The organism is Kiloniella spongiae, from assembly GCF_001026905.1.
Taxonomy (GTDB): domain Bacteria; phylum Pseudomonadota; class Alphaproteobacteria; order Kiloniellales; family Kiloniellaceae; genus Kiloniella; species Kiloniella spongiae.
In genome coordinates, this window is record NZ_LAQL01000005.1 from 149,341 (window position 1) to 172,293 (window position 22,953).

Below are 22,953 nucleotides of genomic sequence, written 5' to 3' on the forward strand. Positions count from 1 at the left end.
TAGATTTAATAAAATATAACAATCTATAGTAAACCCTAAACAATTAAAAAACAAAAATCACAACAGGATAGCGTCAAATTGGAGATGATTTATGGGCTTCTTTCCCACGTCCAAACAAGAGGAAGTTGACACTTCCCCGCATGTATCGGACGAAGTTAAGACCACGACATGTTACATGTGTGCGTGCCGCTGTGGCATCAAGGTACACTTGCGTGGTGATCAGATCCGCTATATAGAAGGCAACCCCGATCATCCAGTGAACAAAGGCGTTCTTTGCGCCAAAGGTTCAGCCGGGATTATGCAACACAATTCCCCTGCCCGTTTGCAAAAACCACTTCTTAGAACTGGTGAACGTGGCTCTGGTGAATTCAAGGAAATTGAATGGGATGAAGCTCTCGAGCTTGCGGGCGGCTGGCTTGGTGAAATCAGGGCAAAAGATCCATCAAAGCTTGCTTTCTTTACAGGTCGCGACCAATCACAGAGCTTCACTGGTTGGTGGGCCGGAAAATTTGGCACGAGAAATTTCGCCGCCCACGGTGGGTTCTGTTCCGTCAATATGGCTGCTGCTGGTTTATATAGCGCTGGCGGATCCTTCTGGGAATTTGGCGAACCTGACTGGGATCATACAAAATACCTCCTGATGTTCGGGGTTGCTGAAGATCATGACTCCAACCCGATTAAAATTGGACTGGGTAAGCTAAAAACCCGAAAAGGAACCAAGTTCGTTTCAGTAAATCCGGTTCGCACAGGCTACTCCGGTATTGCCGATGAATGGATTGGCATCCGCCCCGGGACAGATGGCCTCTTCGTCTTTGCGCTCATTCATGAGCTCCTCAAGGCCGAGAAAATCGACTGGACTTACATAACCCGTTACACAAATGCTCCTTGGCTTGTCATACAAGATCCCGGTGCGGCAGATGACGGTCTTTTTGCCCGCGATGCCGAGGGAAATCCGCTTTGTTATGATGCTGAGGTAAAAAAACTCGTTTCATCAACTAACGTCGAAGCCAAACCCGCATTGGCTGGAGAATACACCCTTCCGGATGGCCGCAAAGCTGTTCCGGCCTTTCACTTGATGGCTGATCGTTATCTGGATACTCAATATGCACCAGAAGCCGTAGCAGATCAGATTGGCTACAGCGCCGCAAATATTCGCCGTATTGCAGCAGAAATCGCTCATGTAGCTTTCGAAGAGACTATTGAGCTTGATGTATCCTGGACAGACTGGGCCGGACGTAAACAGGATAAAATGATTGGGCGTCCGGTTTCCATGCATGCCATGCGCGGGATATCAGCCCATTCGAACGGTTTTCATACCTGCCGGGCCATCCATGTTCTGCAAATGCTCTTGGGTTCTATTGATGTTCCCGGTGGTTTCAGGCACAAACCACCTTTCCCGCGCCCCTGCCCTCCGGGCCCAAAACCTGCTGGACACGAGTCCATAGCCAACACACCGTTACCCGGTATGCCGCTTGGTTTCCCAACTGGCCCTGAAGATTTGCTGGTTGAACCTGATGGCACACCGAAACGCATAGACAAAGCCTACAGCTGGGAATACCCACTGGCCTCTCATGGCATGATGCACATGGTCATTCATAACGCCTGGAAAGGTGATCCCTATCCTGTGGATTTGCTTTTCATGTATATGGCGAATATGAGCTGGAACAGCTCTATGAATGTTCCGGGGACAATTAAATATCTCACAGACAAAAACGAAGACGGTAGCTACAAGATTCCCAAGATCATCTATTCGGATGCCTATCATTCTGAAATGGTTCCCTATGCCGATCTTGTTCTGCCAGATACGACCTATCTTGAACGGTGGGATGCTATCTCTCTGTTAGACCGTCCAATCTGTAGCGCACATGGTCCCGCAGATTCCATCAGACAACCTGTTATAAAACCTGATCGCGATGTGCGCCCTTTCCAGGATGTACTGTTGGATCTTGGTTCACGACTTGGCTTGCCCGGCATGGCCAAAGAAGATGGTAGTGCCATGTACCCCGGGGGCTATTCTGATTACATCACAAACCACGAACGAACACCTGGCGTCGGGCCACTTGCAGGTTGGCGTGGAAAAGATGGTAACAGCCACGGCAAAGGAGAACCAAACCCCGATCAATTACAAAAATACATTGATAACGGGTGCTTCTGGTCAGATGAGTTCACTCCGGAACAGTCTTACTATAAATTTGCCAACCGCTCTTACCTTGATCGATCCCATGAAATGGGGTGGATCCCCAATGCAGAACGCATTGTGATGCACATCTATTCGGAACACATGCAAAAGTTCCGCCTCGCGGCGCAGGGACACGGCGACATCCAACCACCTGATGATCTGCGCAGTCGGATCGATGAAACCTTTGATCCCCTTCCGATCTGGTACATGCCTTTGGAAGAAAAAGCCGTGGATGGCAAAGAGTATCCTCTGCACGCGGTGACCCAACGGCCAATGCATATGTATCACAGCTGGGGGTCACAAAATGCGTGGTTAAGACAGATCACGGCCCAAAACCGTCTGTTCATTAACGAAGAGACCGCCCGACAGCATGGTATTGTCAATGAAGACTGGATTTGGGTTATATCGCCTCATGGGCGGGTAAAAACCCAAGTCAAGCTGATGAGCGGTGTTAACCCCCACACGATATGGACGTGGAATGCTATCGGCAAACGTAAAGGTGCCTGGGGTTTGGATGACAAAGCGCCGGAATCTAATCGTGGCTTCTTGTTAAATCACATCATTTCGGAACTGCTGCCGCCCAGAAAAGACGGCTATCGCTACTCTAACTCTGATCCCGTTACAGGTCAGGCGGCTTGGTATGATCTCAGAGTACGTATTGAAAAGTGCGATGCGAAGGAAGAAGGAGCAACAGAGCCAATGTTTGAAGCTTTTGCCCCTCTCCCCAATGCCCCTGAACAAATAGCCGTTCTTCGTTATGGAGCTGACTTTGGTGAGGAAAAACCGAAGTCACAGAACTCAACACGAGAAGAACCCAGAGCACTGGCGCCCGATGATACACTGGCAGGAGAAAAACCATGACCTGTCTTCCGCAAAACGGTAGCAAAAAGAAGCTCGGCCTAGTTATTGATCTTGATATCTGTGTTGGCTGCCATGCCTGCGCCGTAAACTGTAAAGAATGGAATACCGGCGGTCACTCAGCTCCCCTGACGGATATGGATCCTTACGGCGCAGATCCCAACGGTGTTTGGTTTAACCGTATTCACAGCTTCGAAGTTGTCGACGATGATAACGACAGTCGTACGGTTCACTTTCCCAAGAGTTGCCTTCATTGTGATGATGCCCCTTGCGTTACGGTTTGTCCGACAGGCGCTTCTTATAAACGCGAAGAAGACGGCATTGTCTTGGTAGATGCTGATAAATGCATTGGTTGTAAACTATGTTCATGGGCCTGTGCCTATGGCGCCAGAGAATACGATGAAGACGTCGGCATTATGAAAAAATGTACTCTATGTGTTGATCGTATTTACAACGAAAACCTCCCCGAAGCATCCAGAGTGCCAGCCTGTGTTTCAACTTGTCCGGTTGGTGCACGATCTTTTGGTGACCTAGGTGATCCAAACTCTGATGTCAGCAAGCTTGTGGCAGAACGCGAAGGTTTTGATTTGATGGCAGAGCTTGACTACAAACCAACCAATAAATATTTGCCTCCACGCCCCAAACAAAACGAGAATAGTTTTTCGGATAAACCTGTTAGCCTCTCCCCTGTTGAAACTGAAAAATCTGGCCTGTTAGCGCGATGGGCTGACAAAGTCTTATCGCTCTAGAAAGAAAGGAGTTTTCGAATGCATCCGGCAAAATCAGTTATTCTTTTTACCACCGCTTCAGGCGCAGGTTATGGGCTACTTTTTCTTCTTATCCTTGGACATATGCTTGGCGTTATTCCAACTGATCCAACGTTAGCTCTCAGCGGGTTTGGTACGGCCTTCATTCTTATTGTTTTGGGACTTCTGTCTTCAACATTTCATCTGGGTCGGCCAGAACGAGCCTGGCGTGCACTGACACAGTGGCGGTCATCCTGGTTAAGTCGCGAAGGTATTTTGGCAATCGTCACTTTCCTGCCCACAGGCATCTATGGTCTCTGGTGGGCATTTTTCTCAAGTAGCGAATTTGTCCTTCTGCCGCTTATCGGCATCGCTGCGTTATTACTGTGTGGTGCAACAGTTTACTGCACATCAATGATTTATGCCTGCCTAAAGCCAGTTGCCGCATGGCATAACAAGTTTGTACCCACTGGCTATCTGGTGCTGTCTCTTTCGACGGGTGCTTTGCTCTTAAACGCCATTTTGCATTTACAAGGCAAAAACGACCAGCTGTTTGATATGATCACCATCGCATTTATTATCATCGCTGTTGTGCACAAGTTCTATTACTGGCAGTACATCAATGAAAATGCAGGTCAAAGTACTGTTGGAAGTGCAACGGGGCTTGGATCAATGGGTAAAGTTCGCCTTCTGGAAGCTGCTCATACCGAAGCAAACTACCTAATGAAAGAAATGGGTTTTAAAATTGCCCGTAAACACAGACAAAAACTCAGAAATATTACCTTCATCTTTGGCTTCATTCTGCCAATATTTCTGATTTCACTTTCAGGTATGATTTCAAATAACGCTCTAAGTAACCTTGCAATCATAGTATCGATATTGTCTGGCGCACTGGGCATTGTCACCGAAAGATGGCTCTTTTTTGCAGAGGCCAAACATACTGTGAGCCTCTATTACGGTGCAGAGAAAGTTTAAACTGCATAAGCCCTGGATCATATCAAAGATCCAGGGCTTAATAGTTGGAATTTTCAGACTTAGTTGCTCAAATTTGATTTATTTAAGCAACGATATCTTTTTTTAAAACAGACCTTTCAGCTTTTGAGGTCTTAGCTATTTTCTCCGCAATTTTTTCTTGGGCAATCAGATCAGAGATCGTGCTTGTTGCGCCCTGTTCCTGATCAGCGCGTTCAAAAATATCCAATAGAACGTCGTAGATAGCAGCCACTTTCTTATCAACCCATTGACGATCGTATTTCCCGTCAATTTCCGCTGCGACGTTGATGATACCGCCAGCATTAATCACATAATCCGGTGCATAGAGAATATTATGATCTCGTAGCAACATACCATCTGTATCTTTGGCAAGTTGATTGTTCGCAGCACCCGCGACGATCTTCGTTTTCAACTTGGGAATAGACGTTTCATTCAAAACCGCACCCAATGCACAGGGTGCAACTACATCAACGTCAACAAAGAGTATTTCATCACAGGATACTGCTGTGGCACCGAATTCTTTAACGGCATGTTGAACAGCATCTTCATTGATATCTGCAACGATTAACTTGGCTCCAGCAGCGTGTAGCTCCCTACACAAATGCCATCCGACATGGCCAAGCCCCTGCATTGCGACAGTTAAACCAGCAACGCCGTCTTTACCCAGTTGATGCTTAACCGCAGCTCGTATGCCATTAAAAGTACCGCGAGCGGTGAAGGGAGAAGGATCACCACTCGCGGCAAGTCCAGAATTTAACCCCGCAACATGAGGGGTTTTCTGGGAGACAACTTCCATATCTGAAACAGATATTCCAACGTCTTCAGCGGTAATGTATTGACCACCGAGACCATTAACAAAACGCCCAAAGGAGCGAAAAAGCTCTTCGGATTTATCAGTCTTGGCATCCCCGATAATAACGGCTTTACCGCCACCCAAATTTAACCCGGCCATTGCGTTTTTATAGCTCATACCTTTGGAAAGCCTGAGAGCATCGTTTAAAGCCGAACCGTTGTCCCGATAATGCCACATACGACATCCACCAGCGGCTGGCCCCAATGCTGTCGAATGGATTGCGATAATCGCCTTTAGACCTGTGGTTTCATCCTGACAGAACACCACCTGCTCATGGCCGGAAAAGGCCTCATGATTAAAGACATCCATGTTAGATGTATCAGACATATTCAGTTCCCCAATTCATCTTTTCCGGTGCATTTTACCGCACCTAAAATCTGTAAGCTCAAGTAAAATGGGGCGGTAAATGCATATGAGGTAATCCCAAACATTTATTGGATTAAATCCAGAAAATGTCAGGCTGATAACCAAGTCATTAGTAAATGCCAATCACTACCTGAAATTCACGTAATCAGGTCAACGGTGATCAAAGACACTAGCCAATGTGCAGCTCTCTCCCAGAAAACATATGCTAAAGCATGTTCCTCAAGCTCTCTTTATTTGTGCCAATTATTATTATCTTTTCGGCTTCTATTATTTTGCTTCAAGTGGAAAGAAATGTTCTTTCTATTTTCACGATCAATTCGCTATAATAGCAATCTCATTTCGCTTACTTAAAAATATGAGAAATATTTATGCTGCCAAAGATCGATAATACGGATAAAAAAATCCTCAAAATTCTTCAAAAGGATTCTGATATCAGTAATGCAGAACTTGCGGATAAAGTCGGTCTTTCCCCCGCACCCTGTTGGCGACGGATAAAACGTCTGGAAGAAAAAGGGATTATAAAACGCCGTGTGGCCATTATTGATTCTGACAGTCTTGGTTTAGAGATCGTCGTCTTTACCACTGTAAAGATTTCTGCACAGGCACAGCACGGCCTTGAGGATTTTGAACGTCGGGTTAGCCGCTTTGACGAAATTACCGAATGCTACACCGTCAGCGGCGGTATGGATTATATTCTAAGGGTTGTGACAACCGATATGCGGGCTTACGAGCGCTTCCTTCGCGATCACCTGTTACAACTCCCTAACATAGCCGAAGTACATTCCAGATTTGCCGTCTCGCAAGTTAAATACTCCACAGGCCTCCCCCTTGATTTGGTTGAAACCAAAACACCATGAGCGTCAAAAGTCCCTTAATCAAGGCTATTGCCATATCGTTATTTTTATTCTAATGTCCGGCGCAAGGTACACAGGGGTGCCTCGCCGCCAAAAGTCACAACACCCTGTTATTATCGACGAAAACGATGAGTAATCACCCAAAGAATTCTCTGGATCGCGAGGAGCGGATAGATCCGGTACAAGGAGAAACTCTATGGCTGATATTATCCATGAGCTAAAACATAACGCCCGCATTCTTCACCGTAATATCACAACGGGAAAACAAGCGAGCCTTGCTTTCATTAAAAAGAACCCGGATTTAAAAAATCTGTCTGACCTCGTAATTATTGAGACAGTTAAGCGCAAACATTGTTTGTCTCAAATAGCAAAAGAGCTTGGGTTTAAGGGGTGGTCACATCTATCTCAAATTATCCAGATGGAAACGCCTCCCGTCCCGACGAGCGAAAGGTCAGAACTTGATTATGGCAAGATTCTGTGTTCATCCCGATGTATGCCCTATACAAATTTCTGGTCCGTGTTTTACCCTGAAGCCAAAGAACACCGGGACCAGACCAACGGGTACCTGCTAACCTATGGCACTCAGTTTCTGGTCACGGAACAAGATTTTATCAAGACTCTGGGACTGGATCCTAAAGATCCAGATTGGGATCTCATACAACGGGATTGGGGCAATCCTAAAAATATAGAAGCGAGAGAACGCCTCTATCAAAAGCTGATTGCCCATAACCTGAAAGGTCAGGTTTGGCTATAAGAAATAAAGTTGGGAGTAGCCTTTTTGGTTACTCCCTCTTCAGCAAATAATTACCCCAAATCTCTGAGTTCTCGTCTAATGATCTTACCTGTTGTGGTCATAGGCAGGGCGTCGACAAAAGCAACTTCGCGTGGGTATTCATGCGCGGCGAGCTGCTTTTTGACAAAGAGTTGAATTTCTGATGCCAGATTATCATCCCCAAGAAAATTATCATTGAGCACGATAAAGGCTTTTACGATTTCTGTTCGTTGAGGGTCCGGTTTACCAACCACCCCTGCCATGCGTACAGCCGGATGCCCCATCAAGCAATCTTCGATTTCACCAGGACCTATACGATAACCGGATGACGTAATCACGTCATCATCCCGACCAACAAACTGTATCCAGCCTTGCGTATCAAGAATGCCAGTATCCCCTGTCAGTAACCACTTGCCCGCAAATTTAGATTTTGTTGCATCCGGATTGTTCCAGTACTTGAGAAACATTACGGGATCAGGCGATTTAACAGCGATATTACCCAAGGTACCCTGTGGGAGAACCTCTCCCTTGTCATCAACAATTGCCAGATTGTGTCCGGGAACGGCACGCCCCATTACGCCCGGCCTTGCATCCATAATTTTGGCACAGGAGGACACAATCATATTGCATTCTGTTTGCCCATAGAATTCATTGATTGTTAGCCCGAAGGTTTTCTGCCCCCAATCCAGAAGCTCTGTCCCCAGAGACTCCCCGCCTGAAGCAATAGAGCGCATGTTTAAATCCCAGCGAATTTCAGGATCAGAAACTGAGCGCATCATCTTCAGGGCCGTCGGTGGAATAAAGGCATTCCTGATCCCCTGTTCCGCGAGCAGATCAAACGCTGCTTCGGCTGTAAATTTTTCAAACCGTCGGGCAACAACTGTCACGCCATGGTGTAGCGCAGGTAACAAGACATCCAGAAGCCCTCCGATCCAAGCCCAATCTGCGGGTGTCCAGATTTTATCACCCGGTTGTGGAAAGAAATCATGTGACATCTCAACACCCGGCAGATGCCCAAGCAGAACACGGTGCGCGTGGAGTGCGCCTTTAGGTTGCCCCGTTGTTCCAGAGGTATAGATAATCAAAGCCGGATCATCCGGTTTTGTGCGTACAGGCATGAAATCAGGAGGTTGGGATAACAGATCTCGATGTAGATCCTGTGCTCCAGCAGAAGCACCGTCAATGGAATAAACGTGTTTCAAATCAGGCAGGCGATCTCTGATTTCGCTAATTTTCTCGACGCCTGCCTGATTGGTAATAACGGCACGTGCACCAGAGTTTGACAGTCGATATTCCAGCGCCTCCACACCAAAGAGCATAAATAAAGGCACGGCAATGCAGCCCATTTTATAGGCTGCAATATGGGAAAATGCCGTTTCCAATGATTGCGGTAGTAAAATAGCAACCCTGTCGCCCTGATTAATGCCCGATGACGACAGACGATTAGCCATACGATTTGAGTAATCTTTCAGATCACCAAAGCTATAGTCAGTGACATTTCCATCTATATCAACAAAGCTAAGCGCCAAACGATCCGGTGCTCGTTCTGCCCATTTATCACAGACATCAACACCGATATTATAGCTATCCGGTATATCCCACTCAAAGGCCTCTTTAACCGCGTGATAATCAGACCCGTGACGTAACATGGCTACCTCTGTTTTGTGTCTCTGTCGATAAAAAATCAAAGAGACAAAATATTATTTATCACCCTTTAAATGGTTGATAATACCGGAAAAATCAACACCGCTACCACCTGCATCATTAAAGCTTTGATAAAGTTCTTCTGCATGAGATCCCAGCGGTGTTGACACACCCGCAGATTTTGCAGCGTCCTGTGAGAGTTTTAAATCTTTCAGCATCAAAGCCGCAGCAAAGCCCGGCGCATAGTCATTATTCGCCGGACTGGTCGGCACAGGTCCGGGAACAGGACAATAGGTATTGATTGACCAGCACTGGCCCGAAGATGTTGATGCAACATCAAACAACGCCTGATGATCAAGCCCCAATTTTTCAGCCAGATTAAAAGCTTCGGACGAAGCAATCATCGAAATGCCAAGGATCATGTTGTTACAGATCTTAGCAGCCTGTCCGTTACCTGCACCACCACAGTGAACAATCTTTCCGCCCATAACATCCAGAAGCTCATGCGCTTTATCAAAAGCTTCTTTCGTACCACCGGCCATAAAGGTCAAGGTGCCAGCCGTTGCTCCACCAACACCACCGGAAACCGGAGCATCGAGGGATAACATTCCTGCCTTTTCAGCAGCGTCATGGGCCGTGCGTGAGCTATCAACATCAACGGTTGAACAGTCAATGAAAAGTGACCCGGGTTTGGCAGCTTTTAGCGTAACTTCATAAACACTAAGAAGGTGCTTTCCCGCCGGAAGCATCGTAATAACAGCATCAGAAGCCGCAACGGCTTCGTCAACATTTTCAACGACTTCAACACCGTCTTTTTGGGCCTGATCTTTTGCGTCTTCGGACAGGTCGAAACCTTTAACCACATAATTGGCTTTCACCAGGTTAGCCGCCATCGGGCCGCCCATGTTACCCAGTCCAATAAATGCTACAGTTTTCATGCTCTTTTCCTTTTCCGATTTACCGGATTATGCCAGATGACAGACCAAGTTCATTTGACCCCAGACTTGCAAAACAATCGCTCACCATTGCCTCTGGCACAGCTTCCAATGTCGCGGGGGACCACTGGGGATTTCCGGTTTTATCGATAACAACCGCACGTACACCTTCGAAAAAATCTTTCTGTTTGAACATCCGACACGCAAGACGGTATTCCATATCCAGATCTTCTTCGATCCCGCCCAATGTGCTTGCTTTACGAATAGCTGCCAAAGTCACCTTCATTGAATGCGGTGCGCGCCCTGCAAGATCTTTGACTATTTTCTGTCCCAAATCGCTACCTGCTTTTTCAGCAGCAGTCACAATTTCCTCGACAGAATCAAAAGAGAAGATCTGGTCAATCTGGCCACGAATTTCAGCAAGATGAGATTGTCCGGAACTTATTGTGAAACTTCTCAGCAAACTATCAACATCTGCCCGTGCATCAGAACAGTAATCGGCCTGAGACAAGACTTCTATCAGGTTTGGCAGCTTATCACTCTGGATTTCAATATCTGCCAATCCCGCATAAATAGCATCTTGTGCGCCGATACGATGTCCGGTTAATCCCAGGAATGTACCAACTTCGCCCGGCGCATTTGCCAAAAGCCACGTACCGCCGACATCAGGGAAAAGACCGATAGCCGTTTCTGGCATAGCAATCATGGAACGTTCCGTCACCAGACGATTGCTGCCGTGTGCAGAAATACCAACGCCACCGCCCATGACAATGCCATCCATAATAGCAACATAAGGCTTGGGATAATTGGCAATAAGCGCATTGAGCTTGTACTCATCTGCCCAGAATTTTTGGGCAACACCGTCCTGTTCCTGTCCGGATTTATAAAGGGCGCGAATATCGCCCCCGGCACACAAACCACGTTCACCAGCGCCATCAACAATAACAACCCGAACAGTTTCATCAGTTTGCCAGCTTTCCAAAGCGGCCAGCATTCCATGAACCATGTCCAGCGACAAAGCGTTCAAGGCCTTTGGACGGTTAAGCGTAATACGTCCGGCACTACCTTCCTGCCGAACGATTAATTCATCTGTCATGCTCTGTCTCCTTTCAACAGATCACGAGATATAATCAATCGCATAATCTCGTTGGTCCCTTCCAAAATTTGATGAACTCTGAGGTCTCTGACAATCTTTTCGACGCCGTAATCCGCAAGATACCCATAGCCGCCATGAATTTGAAGGGCTTCGTTTGCCACGGTAAAACCGGTATCAGTAGCAAAACGCTTTGCCATTGCGCACCAACGCGTGGCATCGTGTGTTTTTGCATCCAACTTGGTTGCCGCTGTATATAATAGGGTACGAGCCGCGGTTAGTTCTGTTTCCATATCGGCAACCTTGAACTGCAATCCCTGAAACTGGGCAAGCGACTTCCCAAAGGCCTTGCGTTCGCTCATATAGCCAATGGCTTTATCCAGCGCAGATTGCGCGCCACCAAGGGAACAGGCACCGATATTTAAACGGCCACCATCAAGCCCCATCATGGCGATCTTGAACCCCTGCCCTTCTTCACCGATCATATTGGCGGCAGGAATACGCACGTCTTCCATCACGACCGTTCGTGTCGGTTGCGCTTTCCATCCCATTTTCTTTTCGTTGGCCCCAAAAGAAACGCCCTCGACATCTTTCGGTACTAGGAAACAGGAAACACCACCCGCGCCATCACCACCTGTTCGGGCCATCACCAGATAAAGATCAGATGTTCCTGCGCCAGAAATAAACTGTTTCGAACCATTGAGAATAAAGTCATCCCCATCTCGAACGGCTTTGGTTTTCAAAGCTGCAGCATCCGACCCCGCGGATGGTTCAGTCAAACAATAGCTGGCGATCAGATCCATGGTCATCATTTCAGGTAACCATTTTTGGCGCTGTTCTTCTGTGCCAAAGCGATCAATCATCCACGATGCCATATTGTGAATAGAAATAAAGGCAGATACAGCGGGACACCCGGCAGATAGCGCTTCAAAGATCAACGCAGCATCCAAACGCCCTAACCCTGAACCACCGACATCATCACGAACATAGATCCCCCCCATACCGAGGGCAGCAGCTTCACGCATTACATCGACAGGAAAGTGTTCTTTCTCGTCCCATTCCAGCGCAAAAGGAGCGATTTTGTCACGGGCGAAATCCTGCGCCATTTCTCGAATAGCACATTGTTCTTCATTCAGTTCAAATTGGCTCATCAGCTTATCTTTTATTCATAAAAAAAGAGAGCGGGATGCTTCCCCTAATTACCGTTACAGCGATTATCGGAACAGCAATCTAGAAACATCCCGTATTCTAAACTCAATCCATTGTTGGAATTGAGAACTCGGCACCTTCTTTTACACCAGAAGGCCAACGCTGGGTCACAGTTTTAGTCTTGGTATAGAAACGAATAGCATCCGGTCCATGCTGGTTCAGATCACCAAAGCCGGAACGCTTCCACCCGCCAAATGTGTAGTAGGCAAGCGGCACAGGAATAGGAACATTCACACCAACCATACCAACATTCACCTTGGTCATGAAGTCACGTGCTGTATCACCGTCACGGGTATAGATCGCGACACCATTACCATACTCATGCTCACTAGGAAGGCGTAGCGCTTCTTCATAATCCTTCGCACGTACAACCGAGAGAACCGGGCCAAAAATCTCTTCTTTGTAGATACGCATATCAGGTGTCACATTATCAAACAGACACCCACCCATGTAAAAACCTTCTTCATAGCCCTGCATCACAAAGTCACGACCATCGACGACCAGCGTTGCGCCCTCTTCGATCCCAAGATCAACATAGCCTTTGGTGCGTTCAACCGCTTCCGCGGTAACCATCGGACCGAAATCGGCATCCGGATCCGTCGATAGACCAATTTTCAACGCCTCAACACGTGGCGTCAATTTTTCAACCAGACGATCTGCTGTTTCTTCACCAACAGGAACAGCCACAGAAATTGCCATGCAGCGTTCCCCGGCAGATCCATAACCAGCGCCAATCAAGGCATCAGCAACCTGATCCAGATCCGCATCCGGCATAATGATCATGTGGTTCTTTGCACCGCCAAAACACTGTGCCCGTTTGCCCTGTGCCGTTGCCCGTGTATATACGTACTCAGCAATAGGTGTCGAGCCAACAAAACCAACAGCTTTGATATCCGGGTCATCCAGAATGGCATCCACAGAAACTTTGTCACCGTTCACCACATTCAAGATGCCAGCCGGAAGGCCAGCCTCTAGCATCAACTCACCCAGACGAAGTGGCAATGACGGATCACGCTCGGACGGTTTAAGGATAAAAGCATTTCCGGAAACGATTGCAGGGGCAAACTTCCACATCGGAATCATCGCCGGGAAGTTAAAAGGCGTAATACCTGCGACAACGCCCAAAGGCTGGCGCATAGAGAACATATCAATGCCCGGTCCAGCACCTTCGGTAAACTCACCCTTTTGCAAATGCGGGATACCACAGGCAAATTCAACAACCTCTAACCCGCGCTGGATATCACCTTTGGCATCGGGAATGGTTTTACCGTGTTCACGCGAAAGCATATCAGCCAATTCATCATAATTTTCCTGACAAAGATGCAGGAACTTGAGCATCACACGCGCACGCTTTTGCGGGTTGGTCGCCGCCCATGCCGGTTGAGCCGCCTTGGCATTTTCGACAGCAGCTCTCAATTCATCTTCAGAAGCCAGAGGCACCTTCGCGGCTATTTCTCCGGTCATTGGCCAGAAAACATCGCTAAAACGTCCGGAAGTACCTTTTACTTTTTCGCCACCAATCAGGTGATAGAGTTCAGCGGTCATACCGCATCTCCTTCAAATAGTGATCGTGCTTGACCCTATGTGAAAAACACAGGACCAGAACGCGGTAAATTGGTTAAAAGAGCATCTGCCAGTAAATTCAGAATTCAATTAGAATCGTCTGAACAAAAGATGCCAGCTTCTTGATCTTGTCACACAGACTTGCATTGTTTTTTTTGCACAGCTATAGGTAATAGTGACAAACCAGTGTGCGAAAATACATTATGAACCCTACTTTTGACTGGAATGACCTCCGCCCATTCCTCGCCGTTGCGCGAACAGGAAAACTGACGATAGCTGCCAAACGCCTGAAAGTGGATCATACCACAGTCAGCCGCCGCATTCAGGCCCTCGAAACCGCTTTGAACGCGACCTTGTTCGAACGTGGTCCCCAAGGCTATGCATTGACAGAAATCGGACAACGATTGCTTGGCGCAGCAGAGTCCATGGAAACCATGGCAATGGGCGTTCAAAACGAGATTGCCGGGGCCGATCTGGACTTGACCGGAGCCGTCAGAATTGGCGCACCAGATGGTTTTGGCAGCTATTTTCTTGCACCAAGAATTTGCGACCTTTGCCGATCACATCCCGGCTTGGAAATTGATCTGGTCGCCATGCCACGCATGTTCAGCCTATCAAAGCGTGAAGCAGACATCGCCATTGGCCTTAGCCGCCCGACCGAAGGACGCTTGCGATCCCGTAAACTCACCGACTATCGCCTGGGGCTTTATGCATCACCGGAATACCTGGAACGCCGGGGACCAATTACCCATAAAGATCAGTTGAAAGAACATCGTTTGGTGGGCTATATTGAAGACTTGATTTTTTCCCCAGAATTAAACTACGTGCCTCAAATCGGAAAAGAGCTGCGCCCTCAACTTCGCAGCACAAACCTGATCGCTCAGATGCACGCGACATCAACCGGGGCCGGGATTTGTATCCTTCCCTGTTTTATGGCGGACAATCAGGAAAACCTGGTCCCGGTACTGCGCGAAGAAGTCAATTTCATGCGCACTTTCTGGCTTATCTATCACGCCGACCTTCAGGGTTTTGCCCGCATAAGAGCCGCCGTCGATTTTATTGTTGAAAAAGTAACCCGTGAGCGAAAAGTATTTTTGCCAGAGGCTTAGGCCCTAGCCCTGGTTTGCAAAAGGAAAAGCCCCAATCACAAAGATCGGGGCTTTCCATGAAATCAGGTTATTAATACTACTGGCTTGCGAGAATCTTATCAATCGGTCCTAGGTTCAAGAACAGCGTTTCCCCGGTTGAATCATCAACACCGTCATTATCTGTCACCGCGTAAACAGTTCCATCTGCCGCAACAGTCAAGCCTTCCAGCTTGTCAGGTGCCCAGCCATTGGCACGGTTCAGATCAGCCAGAACATCTCTGATCAAGGTTTTACGTAAAACCGGAACTTCCTTTGCCCCCAGCTCTGCGGCGGCAGTGTGCATTACAGACACGCGGTAGATACGTTTGATCGCTGCGTCCGATCCACCTTTGTTATCACGCTCGACAATCGCCAGATCACCATTGCCAAGGCTTGTGATCTCGCTCAAGCCAACCCAACCGCCAGCTGGGCTTTCAGGTTCATCCAGACGATAGGCATTTACGCCCCAGGTTCCGGCTTTCAGATCATGAGAAATGATCTTCGTATAGCCCTTTGCATCATCCTTCCAGGCTCTTTGTACTGCGACATAGAGCGTATCATTGTAAAGCGTCACACCTTCGAGACCATGTTTTTTCATCTGGCTTTCAAGTGCTACTGGCAAAACAACTTCACGAGCAACTTGCCCGGTTGGCAATACATGTAAAAGTTTGCTCTCACGCTTTTCCGGCTTTCCTTCGGAAACAACCCAGAAACTACCATCAGGGGCCGCAACGATCCCCTCAAGGTCAAGATTCTCAACAGGCTTGCCTGCTTTGGTAATACGGCGAGAAGAAACGATACGGGCCGGGCGAGACGCCACATCAATTGTGAAAATATCCGCTGTGGAATAGAAGCTGTCATTCACAGCATAGAGGATTGATGGGTCGGTCGCATTCGCGGTCAAGCCTGATAGTGCTCCCCAACCAATCGGTGTATCATTCGGTCCATCAACAGACACAATCTGCGGTAGGCTTACGCCCTCATTATCTTGTTTATAGATCGTTAGGTTTGAACGATACCCGTCTTTAACAGCATCTTTTTCATTTGCGATAACAACAAGCCCGCGGGATGGGATGGTAACAATTCCCTCGGGACCAACGCCACCAGATGGCAGAGCTTGCACAAAATCAAAGCGATTGTTCAGGCCTTCGTCTGTTTTCACATCTTGATAAACACCGACAAGATTAGCACGTTCCAGCCCGACAAAAACAAGGCGGTCATCCCCATAGGTCCCAACCGCCACACCTTCGGGTTCGGTTCCTTTTTTATGCGAGCGTTTTTCCGGATAGTGTCCCATTGAAACGGCCAGACGTTCTGTCTGCGATCCACTGTCGAACAATACGGAACCTGATTTGGAAAAGACAGTAAAACCACGAGATCCACCTTCGTAATCACCTTCGTTAGCGGTTACAAAACGATTGTCATCAATCCAGGAAACAGCATCTGGCTCACGCTTAAGATCAGCCAAACTTTCCGTTAGTGATATTGCTTTATCTTTTGTGTTATCAACGCCCGTAATTGACGACGTTCCTGCAGAATAGTGATTAACGACTTTGTTATTTTTCAGATCAACAATAACGATATGATTGTTTTCCTGGAGCGTCACAACAGCTTGATTAAGCGTGTTAATAGAAACGAACTCGGGTTCGGGATCAGTTGGTGCAATATCTGCCAGCCCTGTTAAGTTAGTGACAGCAGCATTATCACAATTTGAAAGCAACCCGTTATCATTCAAACGGAATGTTGCAAGATGTCCAGCCGGATTTTGCGGAATGACTCCATCGTTCAAGTCTTCATCCCGCTCGTTCTCAATAGCAATTGCAAGATATTTTCCGTTCGGGCTAAGGGCAACGCTATCTGGCTGCCCGGACACATCACATTTTGCGATAGTCTTATCAGTTTTCAGATCAACAACCGCCATATAGCCGGAAGGCTTTATATAGCTTTTGGAAGTATTAACCCCGACATAAGCATAGTTACCTTTAACGGTGACAGATGTTGGCTCACCACCAACCTTTACAATACCGGCAGGTTTAGGACTAGCTGGGTCAAAGATATCAACCTTACCAATAGCTTCCAATTCAGAGTCCGTATAAATAAGCATCGTCCCCTTCATCGCCGACGCAACGATCTCTGCAACGGTTTCTGTCGCTTTTTCTTTGCCTTTGGGCAAATTTTCATAAATGGGAAAAGAAGACAGGCGACTAAAAGGTTCAACGGCAAACGCCGATGTTGCAAGACTCATAGCCACAACGGCCAGACTTGCGGATTTACCAAGGTTTTTCATTACGTGGACTCCCGATGGGTGGTATTTGTTCTCCCCCTGCTATGCAGTGTTCTGATTTCAAAGGCATGACAAATTCATGTCAGTTTTTGGAAGTTACAGTAATTTCTATTTAAACTTTCATCATGTCAGATCATGTTTCAGGCCATTCTGAATGACGCATGGCAAAGACGAGTTCGCTGGTCCATTCGCCCTTTGCCCATACATTTTCGATAAGATGCGCTTCCTGCTTCATGCCAAGTTTACATAATAATCCCGATGAAGCCTTATTTCTAGGATCACAGCGCCCGATGATGCGATGTAAGCCGATGCGTTCAAAACCAAACTGCAATAGCTCCCTTGATGCTTCATAGCCGTAGCCTTTGCCGTGGTGTTGGGGATTAAAAACAAAGCCTATTTCCCCCTGACAAGATGCTTTATCATTTAAAATAAGAACGAGATCCCCAACAAAAGATCCGGTTGCTTTTTCTTCAACCGCCAGAACAATTTTGTCACCATCTTGATCAAAGCTTTTCATGGACAAACGTCGATCAAGTTCAGCCCGTGTCACCTCAGGTGTGTGAGGTCCGCCATATAAATACCTCACGACCTCACTCTGACTGCGCATCTCATAAAGTGCTTGATAATCATTTGAGGTAAAGCGGCGTAACCTTAACCGTTCAGTCTCAAAGCTCGCTCTAAGAACATCTACCTCTGATAGTTTTGGTGCTACCCCTCCCAAGGAGGCGTTCTCGGTCTTAGATAAAGCCTTCTCCTTTGAAGCTACCATTTAAATTTCCCTGATATGTAAAATGAGAGTGCAATCTTACGACAAGCCTAAAGCATCTGGAGATAAACAGTACAGAAAAACCATTAGATTCTCACTTAATAAATATTATCTTATTGTTTTAATTAATTTAATTAAACAATATTGACGTTTACGTAAAATGCGTAAATACTATCACAATGACAAAAAGGCGCTACTATACCATTTCGGAACTCACCGCAGAATTTGGGATTACAACACGTACACTCAGATTTTATGAGGATGAGAAACTTCTCAATCCCGAACGGCAAGCTCGAAAGCGTTTGTACACGCCAAGAGACAGAACCCGATTAAAGCTTATTTTACGGGGGAAACGCTTGGGGTTTAGCCTGGCAGAAGTCAGAGAGATCATCGAAATGTATGATCATGCCCCCGGGGAACGTGGGCAGCTTGAAAAACTACAAGGTCGCATTGCTGAACGACAGGCAGAATTGGAACAAAAACAAAAAGATATTCTGGAAACGCTTGAAGAACTTAATCAGGTGAATGTTTCCGTTCAACAACGTCTGAATGAATTAAAGTAAAAACGAATTAGAATATAAAATACTGGGAACAACAGATGGCTAGAACACACTTTGAACCAAGAAACCCGAACTATGCGGACCTTATTCGCGACAGTTACAATAATACCGGTTTCGGGAAAACGCTGGGTGCTGAGTTAACTGTAATTGAACCCGGGTATGTAGAAATGGAACTGCCATTCCGCCCTGAACTATCCCAGCATCATGGTTTCTTTCAAGGTGGCGTTATTGGCGCCCTTGCGGATTACGTCGGGGGCTACGCCACCTATACCTTGATTGAAGAAAATGATTCAATTCTGACGGTTGAGTACAAAATCAACATGATGGCACCCGGCGCAGGAACAAAGCTAATCGGCAAGGGCACCGTCCTGAGAGCAGGTCGACGTATTACAATTGCCCGCATGGATGTCTATGCCCTGCAAAACGATAGTACAGAAGTCCATATTTCCGCAGCTCAAGGCACCTTTATGCGTATGGAAAACAAACCTGATGTCGCCGCGACAATCGCAAAAATTCAAAAAACAAAAAACTAAGTTTCCTTACTGGAGATAAGAATCATGAGTACAGGCCATAACTTCCCTAGTTTAAACTTCAACCTCGGTGAAGAGATCGACATGCTGCGAGACAGCGTCAAAGCCTTTGCTGATGCGGAGATTGCCCCGCGCGCTGCCAAGATTGATGAAACCAACGAATTCCCAATGGATCTGTGGCGTAAAATGGGGGACATGGGACTATTGGGGATCACTGCCGATGAAAGTTATGGCGGCAGTGGTATGGGATACCTCGCCCATATTGTCACAATGGAGGAGCTCAGTCGTGCTTCAGCATCTGTTGCCCTTTCCTACGGTGCCCATTCTAATCTCTGCGTTAACCAGATTAAACGTAACGGAACGGACGCGCAAAAGTCAAAGTACTTGCCAAAACTGATCACCGGAGAACATGTTGGTGCCTTGGCTATGTCAGAGCCCGGTGCTGGTTCCGATGTTGTTTCCATGCGCTTGAAAGCTGAAAAGAAAGGTGATCACTATGTTCTGAACGGAAACAAAATGTGGATCACTAACGGACCAGATGCCGATACTCTGGTTGTCTATGCCAAAACAGATCCTGAAGCTGGTCCCAAAGGAATTACTGCCTTTATCATCGAAAAGAATTTCCCCGGTTTCTCCGTCGCCCAAAAGCTGGACAAGCTTGGCATGCGTGGCTCAAACACCAGCGAACTCGTTTTTCAGGATTGTGAAGTGCCTGAAGAAAACATCCTTGGCGACTTAAATGGTGGTGTACGTGTTCTCATGTCTGGTCTGGATTATGAACGCGCAGTGTTATCTGGTGGCCCCTTGGGTATTATGTCGTCCTGTCTGGATGTTATCGTCCCCTACATTCACGAGCGTAAACAGTTCGGCAAAGCCATCGGTGAGTTTCAATTGATGCAAGGAAAAATGGCCGATATCTACGCAACATGGAACGCCTGTCGTTCTTATGTATATGCTGTGGGACAAGCCTGTGATCGTGGCGAAACTACCCGAAAAGATGCGGCCGGTGCGATCCTCTATTCCGCAGAAAAAGCCACATGGATGGCCGGTGAGTCAATTCAGGTTCTGGGTGGCAATGGATATATCAATGAATTCCCGACGGGTCGTTTATGGCGCGATGCCAAGCTCTATGAAATTGGCGCAGGCACCAGCGAAATCCGTAGATACCTGATTGGCCGTGAACTCTTTGGGGAGACAGCATAATGTCTGTCATCCGTTCCAAAATATCACCTAGATCTGATGAATTCAAAGCCAATGCAGCCCACATGCAGGGCTTGGTAGATAACCTGAACAACATTTTGGCAGAAACCGCAAAAGGTGGTCCGGAAAAGGCGCGTGAGAAACACCTTGCGCGCGGAAAGATGCTGCCAAGAGAGCGTGTTGAGGCCCTGCTTGATCCCGGCTCTCCTTTCCTCGAAATTTCTCCAATCGCTGCTCATAATATGTACGATGCCAATATAGCTGCCGCGGGTGTTATCGCTGGTATCGGCTTGGTATCCGGCGTCGAGTGTATGATTTTGGCGAACGATGCAACAGTCAAGGGCGGGACTTACTACCCCATGACGGTTAAGAAGCATCTTCGCGCACAAGAAATTGCTCAAGAAAACAGGATTCCCTGTATTTATCTGGTAGATTCAGGTGGCGCAAACCTTCCGAACCAAGATGAAGTTTTCCCTGATCGGGATCACTTTGGCCGGATATTCTACAATCAGGCCCAAATGTCTTCCATGGGGATTCCTCAAATCGCCGTCGTTATGGGTTCCTGTACAGCTGGCGGTGCTTATGTTCCAGCAATGTCTGACGAAACCATTATTGTCAAAGAACAAGGCACGATCTTTCTGGGTGGTCCGCCCCTTGTAAAGGCCGCCACTGGTGAAATTGTCTCAGCCGAAGAGCTGGGCGGCGCAGATGTTCATACCCGTCTATCCGGTGTCGCAGACCACATGGCAGAAAATGACGCCCATGCCCTAACCATCGCCCGTCATGTCGTTGGTAATCTGAACTGGCAAAAGCCAAACCAACTCAATCTATCAAAACCAGAAGACCCACTTTACGATCCCAAGGAAATTTATGGTGTTGTTCCAAGTGATCTGAAAACACCCTACGATGTGCGCGAGGTCATTGCCCGTATCGTTGACGGGTCTCGTTTCGACGAATTCAAAGCCCGTTACGGCACCAGTATTGTGTGTGGGTTCTCACGCATATGGGGCTATCCTGTCGGAATTGTTGCCAACAATGGTATTCTCTTTTCAGAAAGTGCCCAGAAAGCGGCCCACTTTATTGAACTCTGTGCGCAACGGGGGATTCCGCTTGTTTTCCTACAGAACATTTCAGGCTTTATGATTGGTCGTAAATACGAAACAGGCGGTATCGCAAAAGATGGTGCCAAGATGGTCACCGCTGTTGCAACGGCGAATGTCCCTAAGTTCACCGTTTTGATCGGGGGAAGTTTCGGGGCCGGTAACTACGGTATGTGCGGCAGAGCCTATCAACCCCGCTTCTTATGGATGTGGCCAAATTCACGCATTTCAGTTATGGGCGGCGAACAGGCTGCCTCGGTCATGTCCACACTGCGCCGGGATAATATCGAAGCAAAAGGCGGTAGCTGGTCAGCAGAGGAAGAAAAAGAATTTAAACAGCCAATGCTGGACATGTTCGAAGAACAAAGCTCACCTTACTACGCGTCAGCACGTTTGTGGGATGATGGTGTGTTTGATCCCGCACGGACGCGACGGGTGTTGGCTCTGGGCTTGTCTGCTTCTCTTAATGCACCAATAGAAGACACCAAGTTCGGTGTTTTCAGGATGTAATGATATGACCTATCAGACACTAGAAATAGAAATTAAATCACGCAATGCATGGGTTTGGATGAACCGTCCCGAAGTTCACAATGCCCTTGATGAGGTAATGATCGCAGAATTAACCCAGATCTTTAACGAACTGGGTGAAAATCCTGATATCAGAGCTATAGTTCTCGGCGGCAGGGGTAAAAGCTTTAGTGCAGGTGCGGATCTCGGTTGGATGAAACGCGCAGCAAGCTTTACCGAAGAAGAAAACCGGGTTGATGCGCTTAAACTCGCCAACATGCTCAATACCATAGCGGAATGCCCCAAACCTGTGATTGCACGGGTACAGGGTGCAGCTTTTGGCGGGGGTGTTGGTCTGACAGCCGTGGCTGACATTGCCATTGCTGGTGAATATGCCAAATTTTGTCTCTCCGAAGTAAAACTCGGGTTGGTTCCTGCAACCATCGCACCTTATGTGGTTGCCGCAATGGGAGAAAGGCAAGCGCGTCGATACTTCCTGACTGCTGAAATCTTTAGATCAGAGAAAGCAGCCGACATCGGCTTTGTTCATGAAAGCTGCTCAAACGAACAACTGGACCAAACTATAGAAGACCTTTTGTCTTCTTTCAGCCTTGCTGCCCCTGATGCCCTGCATGTGGCTAAAGATCTTATAAAATCGGTCAGCCATCGACAAATCGACAACAACTTGATGAATGAAACCGCTGAACTCATCGCTCAGCAACGGTTAAAGCCCGAAGGGCGTGAAGGTCTAAGCGCCTTTTTCGAAAAACGTAAAGCTAATTGGGTCGCCTAAATCGGACTTGGATCAGGAAGA

The 22,953-nt window shown here is 47.4% G+C and carries 19 protein-coding genes; 11 read left to right on the top strand and 8 right to left on the bottom strand.

Annotated features, from left to right (window positions below; genetic code table 11):
• Positions 1 to 91: 91 nt before the first annotated feature.
• The 3 genes from WH96_RS08435 to WH96_RS08445 are packed head-to-tail and all read left to right on the top strand — an operon-like array spanning position 92 to position 4,758.
• Positions 92 to 3,040: a molybdopterin oxidoreductase family protein gene (locus WH96_RS08435; protein WP_047763724.1), complete on the top strand. Its 2,949-nt coding sequence runs from the start codon at positions 92 to 94 to the stop codon at positions 3,038 to 3,040.
• Positions 3,037 to 3,786 carry a 4Fe-4S dicluster domain-containing protein gene (locus tag WH96_RS08440; RefSeq protein WP_047763725.1) on the top strand — a complete coding sequence of 250 codons (750 nt, stop codon included), beginning with the start codon at positions 3,037 to 3,039 and terminating at the stop codon, positions 3,784 to 3,786. Before WH96_RS08435 ends, WH96_RS08440 begins: the two co-directional genes overlap by 4 nt.
• Before the next feature lie 18 nt (positions 3,787 to 3,804).
• Complete coding sequence (locus WH96_RS08445) at positions 3,805 to 4,758, top strand: dimethyl sulfoxide reductase anchor subunit family protein (protein ID WP_047763726.1); 954 nt, start codon at positions 3,805 to 3,807, stop codon at positions 4,756 to 4,758.
• An 82-nt stretch (positions 4,759 to 4,840) separates the two neighbouring features.
• On the opposite strand, the gene WH96_RS08450 is transcribed toward WH96_RS08445, so the two are convergent.
• A complete protein-coding gene (locus WH96_RS08450) occupies positions 4,841 to 5,956 on the bottom strand; it encodes a Glu/Leu/Phe/Val family dehydrogenase (RefSeq protein WP_281175845.1) in 1,116 nt (371 codons plus the stop codon).
• A 407-nt stretch (positions 5,957 to 6,363) separates the two neighbouring features.
• On the opposite strand from WH96_RS08450, the gene WH96_RS08455 reads away from it, so the two are divergent.
• Together WH96_RS08455 and WH96_RS21295 are read left to right on the top strand one after the other, a co-directional pair.
• Positions 6,364 to 6,852 carry an Lrp/AsnC family transcriptional regulator gene (locus WH96_RS08455; RefSeq protein ID WP_047763727.1) on the top strand — a complete coding sequence of 163 codons (489 nt, stop codon included), beginning with the start codon at positions 6,364 to 6,366 and terminating at the stop codon, positions 6,850 to 6,852.
• Between the two features lie 193 nt (positions 6,853 to 7,045).
• On the top strand, positions 7,046 to 7,603 hold the full coding sequence (locus tag WH96_RS21295; protein ID WP_053005780.1) for a hypothetical protein: 558 nt from the start codon (positions 7,046 to 7,048) through the stop codon (positions 7,601 to 7,603).
• A gap of 50 nt (positions 7,604 to 7,653) precedes the next feature.
• On the opposite strand, the gene WH96_RS08465 is transcribed toward WH96_RS21295, so the two are convergent.
• From WH96_RS08465 to WH96_RS08485, 5 genes are all read right to left on the bottom strand, one after another.
• On the bottom strand, positions 7,654 to 9,270 hold the full coding sequence (locus WH96_RS08465) for an acyl-CoA synthetase (RefSeq protein ID WP_047763728.1): 1,617 nt from the start codon (positions 9,268 to 9,270) through the stop codon (positions 7,654 to 7,656).
• 51 nt (positions 9,271 to 9,321) lie between these two features.
• On the bottom strand, positions 9,322 to 10,203 hold the full coding sequence (gene mmsB, locus WH96_RS08470; RefSeq protein ID WP_047763729.1) for a 3-hydroxyisobutyrate dehydrogenase: 882 nt from the start codon (positions 10,201 to 10,203) through the stop codon (positions 9,322 to 9,324).
• A gap of 19 nt (positions 10,204 to 10,222) precedes the next feature.
• Positions 10,223 to 11,296, bottom strand: coding sequence for an enoyl-CoA hydratase/isomerase family protein (locus WH96_RS08475; RefSeq protein WP_047763730.1), 1,074 nt, complete (start codon positions 11,294 to 11,296; stop codon positions 10,223 to 10,225).
• Positions 11,293 to 12,444, bottom strand: a complete 1,152-nt coding sequence (locus WH96_RS08480) for an isobutyryl-CoA dehydrogenase (RefSeq protein ID WP_047763731.1) — start codon at positions 12,442 to 12,444, stop codon at positions 11,293 to 11,295. The genes WH96_RS08475 and WH96_RS08480 overlap by 4 nt, the downstream gene beginning before the upstream one ends.
• Before the next feature lie 103 nt (positions 12,445 to 12,547).
• A complete protein-coding gene (locus tag WH96_RS08485) occupies positions 12,548 to 14,047 on the bottom strand; it encodes a CoA-acylating methylmalonate-semialdehyde dehydrogenase (protein ID WP_047763732.1) in 1,500 nt (499 codons plus the stop codon).
• A gap of 221 nt (positions 14,048 to 14,268) precedes the next feature.
• On the opposite strand from WH96_RS08485, the gene WH96_RS08490 reads away from it, so the two are divergent.
• Complete coding sequence (locus tag WH96_RS08490; RefSeq protein WP_047763733.1) at positions 14,269 to 15,174, top strand: LysR family transcriptional regulator; 906 nt, start codon at positions 14,269 to 14,271, stop codon at positions 15,172 to 15,174.
• Positions 15,175 to 15,250: 76 nt separating this feature from the next.
• Here the strand turns inward: WH96_RS08490 and WH96_RS08495 are convergent, their stop codons facing one another.
• Positions 15,251 to 17,479, bottom strand: coding sequence for an esterase-like activity of phytase family protein (locus WH96_RS08495; RefSeq protein ID WP_047763734.1), 2,229 nt, complete (start codon positions 17,477 to 17,479; stop codon positions 15,251 to 15,253).
• A 130-nt stretch (positions 17,480 to 17,609) separates the two neighbouring features.
• Positions 17,610 to 18,245 carry a GNAT family N-acetyltransferase gene (locus WH96_RS08500; protein ID WP_082130395.1) on the bottom strand — a complete coding sequence of 212 codons (636 nt, stop codon included), beginning with the start codon at positions 18,243 to 18,245 and terminating at the stop codon, positions 17,610 to 17,612.
• Between the two features lie 176 nt (positions 18,246 to 18,421).
• Between WH96_RS08500 and WH96_RS08505 the strand changes: the two genes are divergently transcribed.
• From WH96_RS08505 to WH96_RS08525, 5 genes are read left to right on the top strand one after another with little or no spacing between them, the layout of a single operon-like run.
• Complete coding sequence (locus tag WH96_RS08505; RefSeq protein ID WP_047763735.1) at positions 18,422 to 18,805, top strand: MerR family transcriptional regulator; 384 nt, start codon at positions 18,422 to 18,424, stop codon at positions 18,803 to 18,805.
• A 35-nt stretch (positions 18,806 to 18,840) separates the two neighbouring features.
• Complete coding sequence (locus WH96_RS08510) at positions 18,841 to 19,335, top strand: PaaI family thioesterase (protein WP_047763736.1); 495 nt, start codon at positions 18,841 to 18,843, stop codon at positions 19,333 to 19,335.
• A gap of 24 nt (positions 19,336 to 19,359) precedes the next feature.
• The gene (locus WH96_RS08515) at positions 19,360 to 20,535 is read left to right on the top strand and encodes an isovaleryl-CoA dehydrogenase (protein WP_047763737.1); all 1,176 of its coding nucleotides are present in this window, start codon (positions 19,360 to 19,362) and stop codon (positions 20,533 to 20,535) included.
• The gene (locus WH96_RS08520) at positions 20,535 to 22,142 is read left to right on the top strand and encodes a carboxyl transferase domain-containing protein (protein ID WP_047763738.1); all 1,608 of its coding nucleotides are present in this window, start codon (positions 20,535 to 20,537) and stop codon (positions 22,140 to 22,142) included. The genes WH96_RS08515 and WH96_RS08520 overlap by 1 nt, the downstream gene beginning before the upstream one ends.
• A gap of 4 nt (positions 22,143 to 22,146) precedes the next feature.
• On the top strand, positions 22,147 to 22,932 hold the full coding sequence (locus WH96_RS08525) for an enoyl-CoA hydratase/isomerase family protein (protein WP_047763739.1): 786 nt from the start codon (positions 22,147 to 22,149) through the stop codon (positions 22,930 to 22,932).
• Positions 22,933 to 22,953 lie beyond the last annotated feature (21 nt).

What these genes read in the sequence shown, in the direction of transcription:
- WH96_RS08440 (WP_047763725.1), top strand. Translation starts at nt 3,037, where the DNA reads ATGACCTGTCTTCCGCAAAACGGTAGCAAAAAGAAGCTCGGCCTAGTT.
- WH96_RS08455 (WP_047763727.1), top strand. Translation starts at nt 6,364, where the DNA reads ATGCTGCCAAAGATCGATAATACGGATAAAAAAATCCTCAAAATTCTT.
- WH96_RS08475 (WP_047763730.1), bottom strand. Translation starts at nt 11,296, where the DNA reads ATGACAGATGAATTAATCGTTCGGCAGGAAGGTAGTGCCGGACGTATT.
- WH96_RS08480 (WP_047763731.1), bottom strand. Translation starts at nt 12,444, where the DNA reads ATGAGCCAATTTGAACTGAATGAAGAACAATGTGCTATTCGAGAAATG.
- WH96_RS08525 (WP_047763739.1), top strand. Translation starts at nt 22,147, where the DNA reads ATGACCTATCAGACACTAGAAATAGAAATTAAATCACGCAATGCATGG.
- WH96_RS08450 (WP_281175845.1), bottom strand. Translation starts at nt 5,956, where the DNA reads ATGTCTGATACATCTAACATGGATGTCTTTAATCATGAGGCCTTTTCC.
- WH96_RS08520 (WP_047763738.1), top strand. Translation starts at nt 20,535, where the DNA reads ATGTCTGTCATCCGTTCCAAAATATCACCTAGATCTGATGAATTCAAA.
- WH96_RS08515 (WP_047763737.1), top strand. Translation starts at nt 19,360, where the DNA reads ATGAGTACAGGCCATAACTTCCCTAGTTTAAACTTCAACCTCGGTGAA.
- WH96_RS08445 (WP_047763726.1), top strand. Translation starts at nt 3,805, where the DNA reads ATGCATCCGGCAAAATCAGTTATTCTTTTTACCACCGCTTCAGGCGCA.
- WH96_RS21295 (WP_053005780.1), top strand. Translation starts at nt 7,046, where the DNA reads ATGGCTGATATTATCCATGAGCTAAAACATAACGCCCGCATTCTTCAC.
- mmsB (WP_047763729.1), bottom strand. Translation starts at nt 10,203, where the DNA reads ATGAAAACTGTAGCATTTATTGGACTGGGTAACATGGGCGGCCCGATG.
- WH96_RS08485 (WP_047763732.1), bottom strand. Translation starts at nt 14,047, where the DNA reads ATGACCGCTGAACTCTATCACCTGATTGGTGGCGAAAAAGTAAAAGGT.
- WH96_RS08435 (WP_047763724.1), top strand. Translation starts at nt 92, where the DNA reads ATGGGCTTCTTTCCCACGTCCAAACAAGAGGAAGTTGACACTTCCCCG.
- WH96_RS08465 (WP_047763728.1), bottom strand. Translation starts at nt 9,270, where the DNA reads ATGTTACGTCACGGGTCTGATTATCACGCGGTTAAAGAGGCCTTTGAG.
- WH96_RS08500 (WP_082130395.1), bottom strand. Translation starts at nt 18,245, where the DNA reads ATGGTAGCTTCAAAGGAGAAGGCTTTATCTAAGACCGAGAACGCCTCC.
- WH96_RS08510 (WP_047763736.1), top strand. Translation starts at nt 18,841, where the DNA reads ATGGCTAGAACACACTTTGAACCAAGAAACCCGAACTATGCGGACCTT.
- WH96_RS08495 (WP_047763734.1), bottom strand. Translation starts at nt 17,479, where the DNA reads ATGAAAAACCTTGGTAAATCCGCAAGTCTGGCCGTTGTGGCTATGAGT.
- WH96_RS08505 (WP_047763735.1), top strand. Translation starts at nt 18,422, where the DNA reads ATGACAAAAAGGCGCTACTATACCATTTCGGAACTCACCGCAGAATTT.
- WH96_RS08490 (WP_047763733.1), top strand. Translation starts at nt 14,269, where the DNA reads ATGAACCCTACTTTTGACTGGAATGACCTCCGCCCATTCCTCGCCGTT.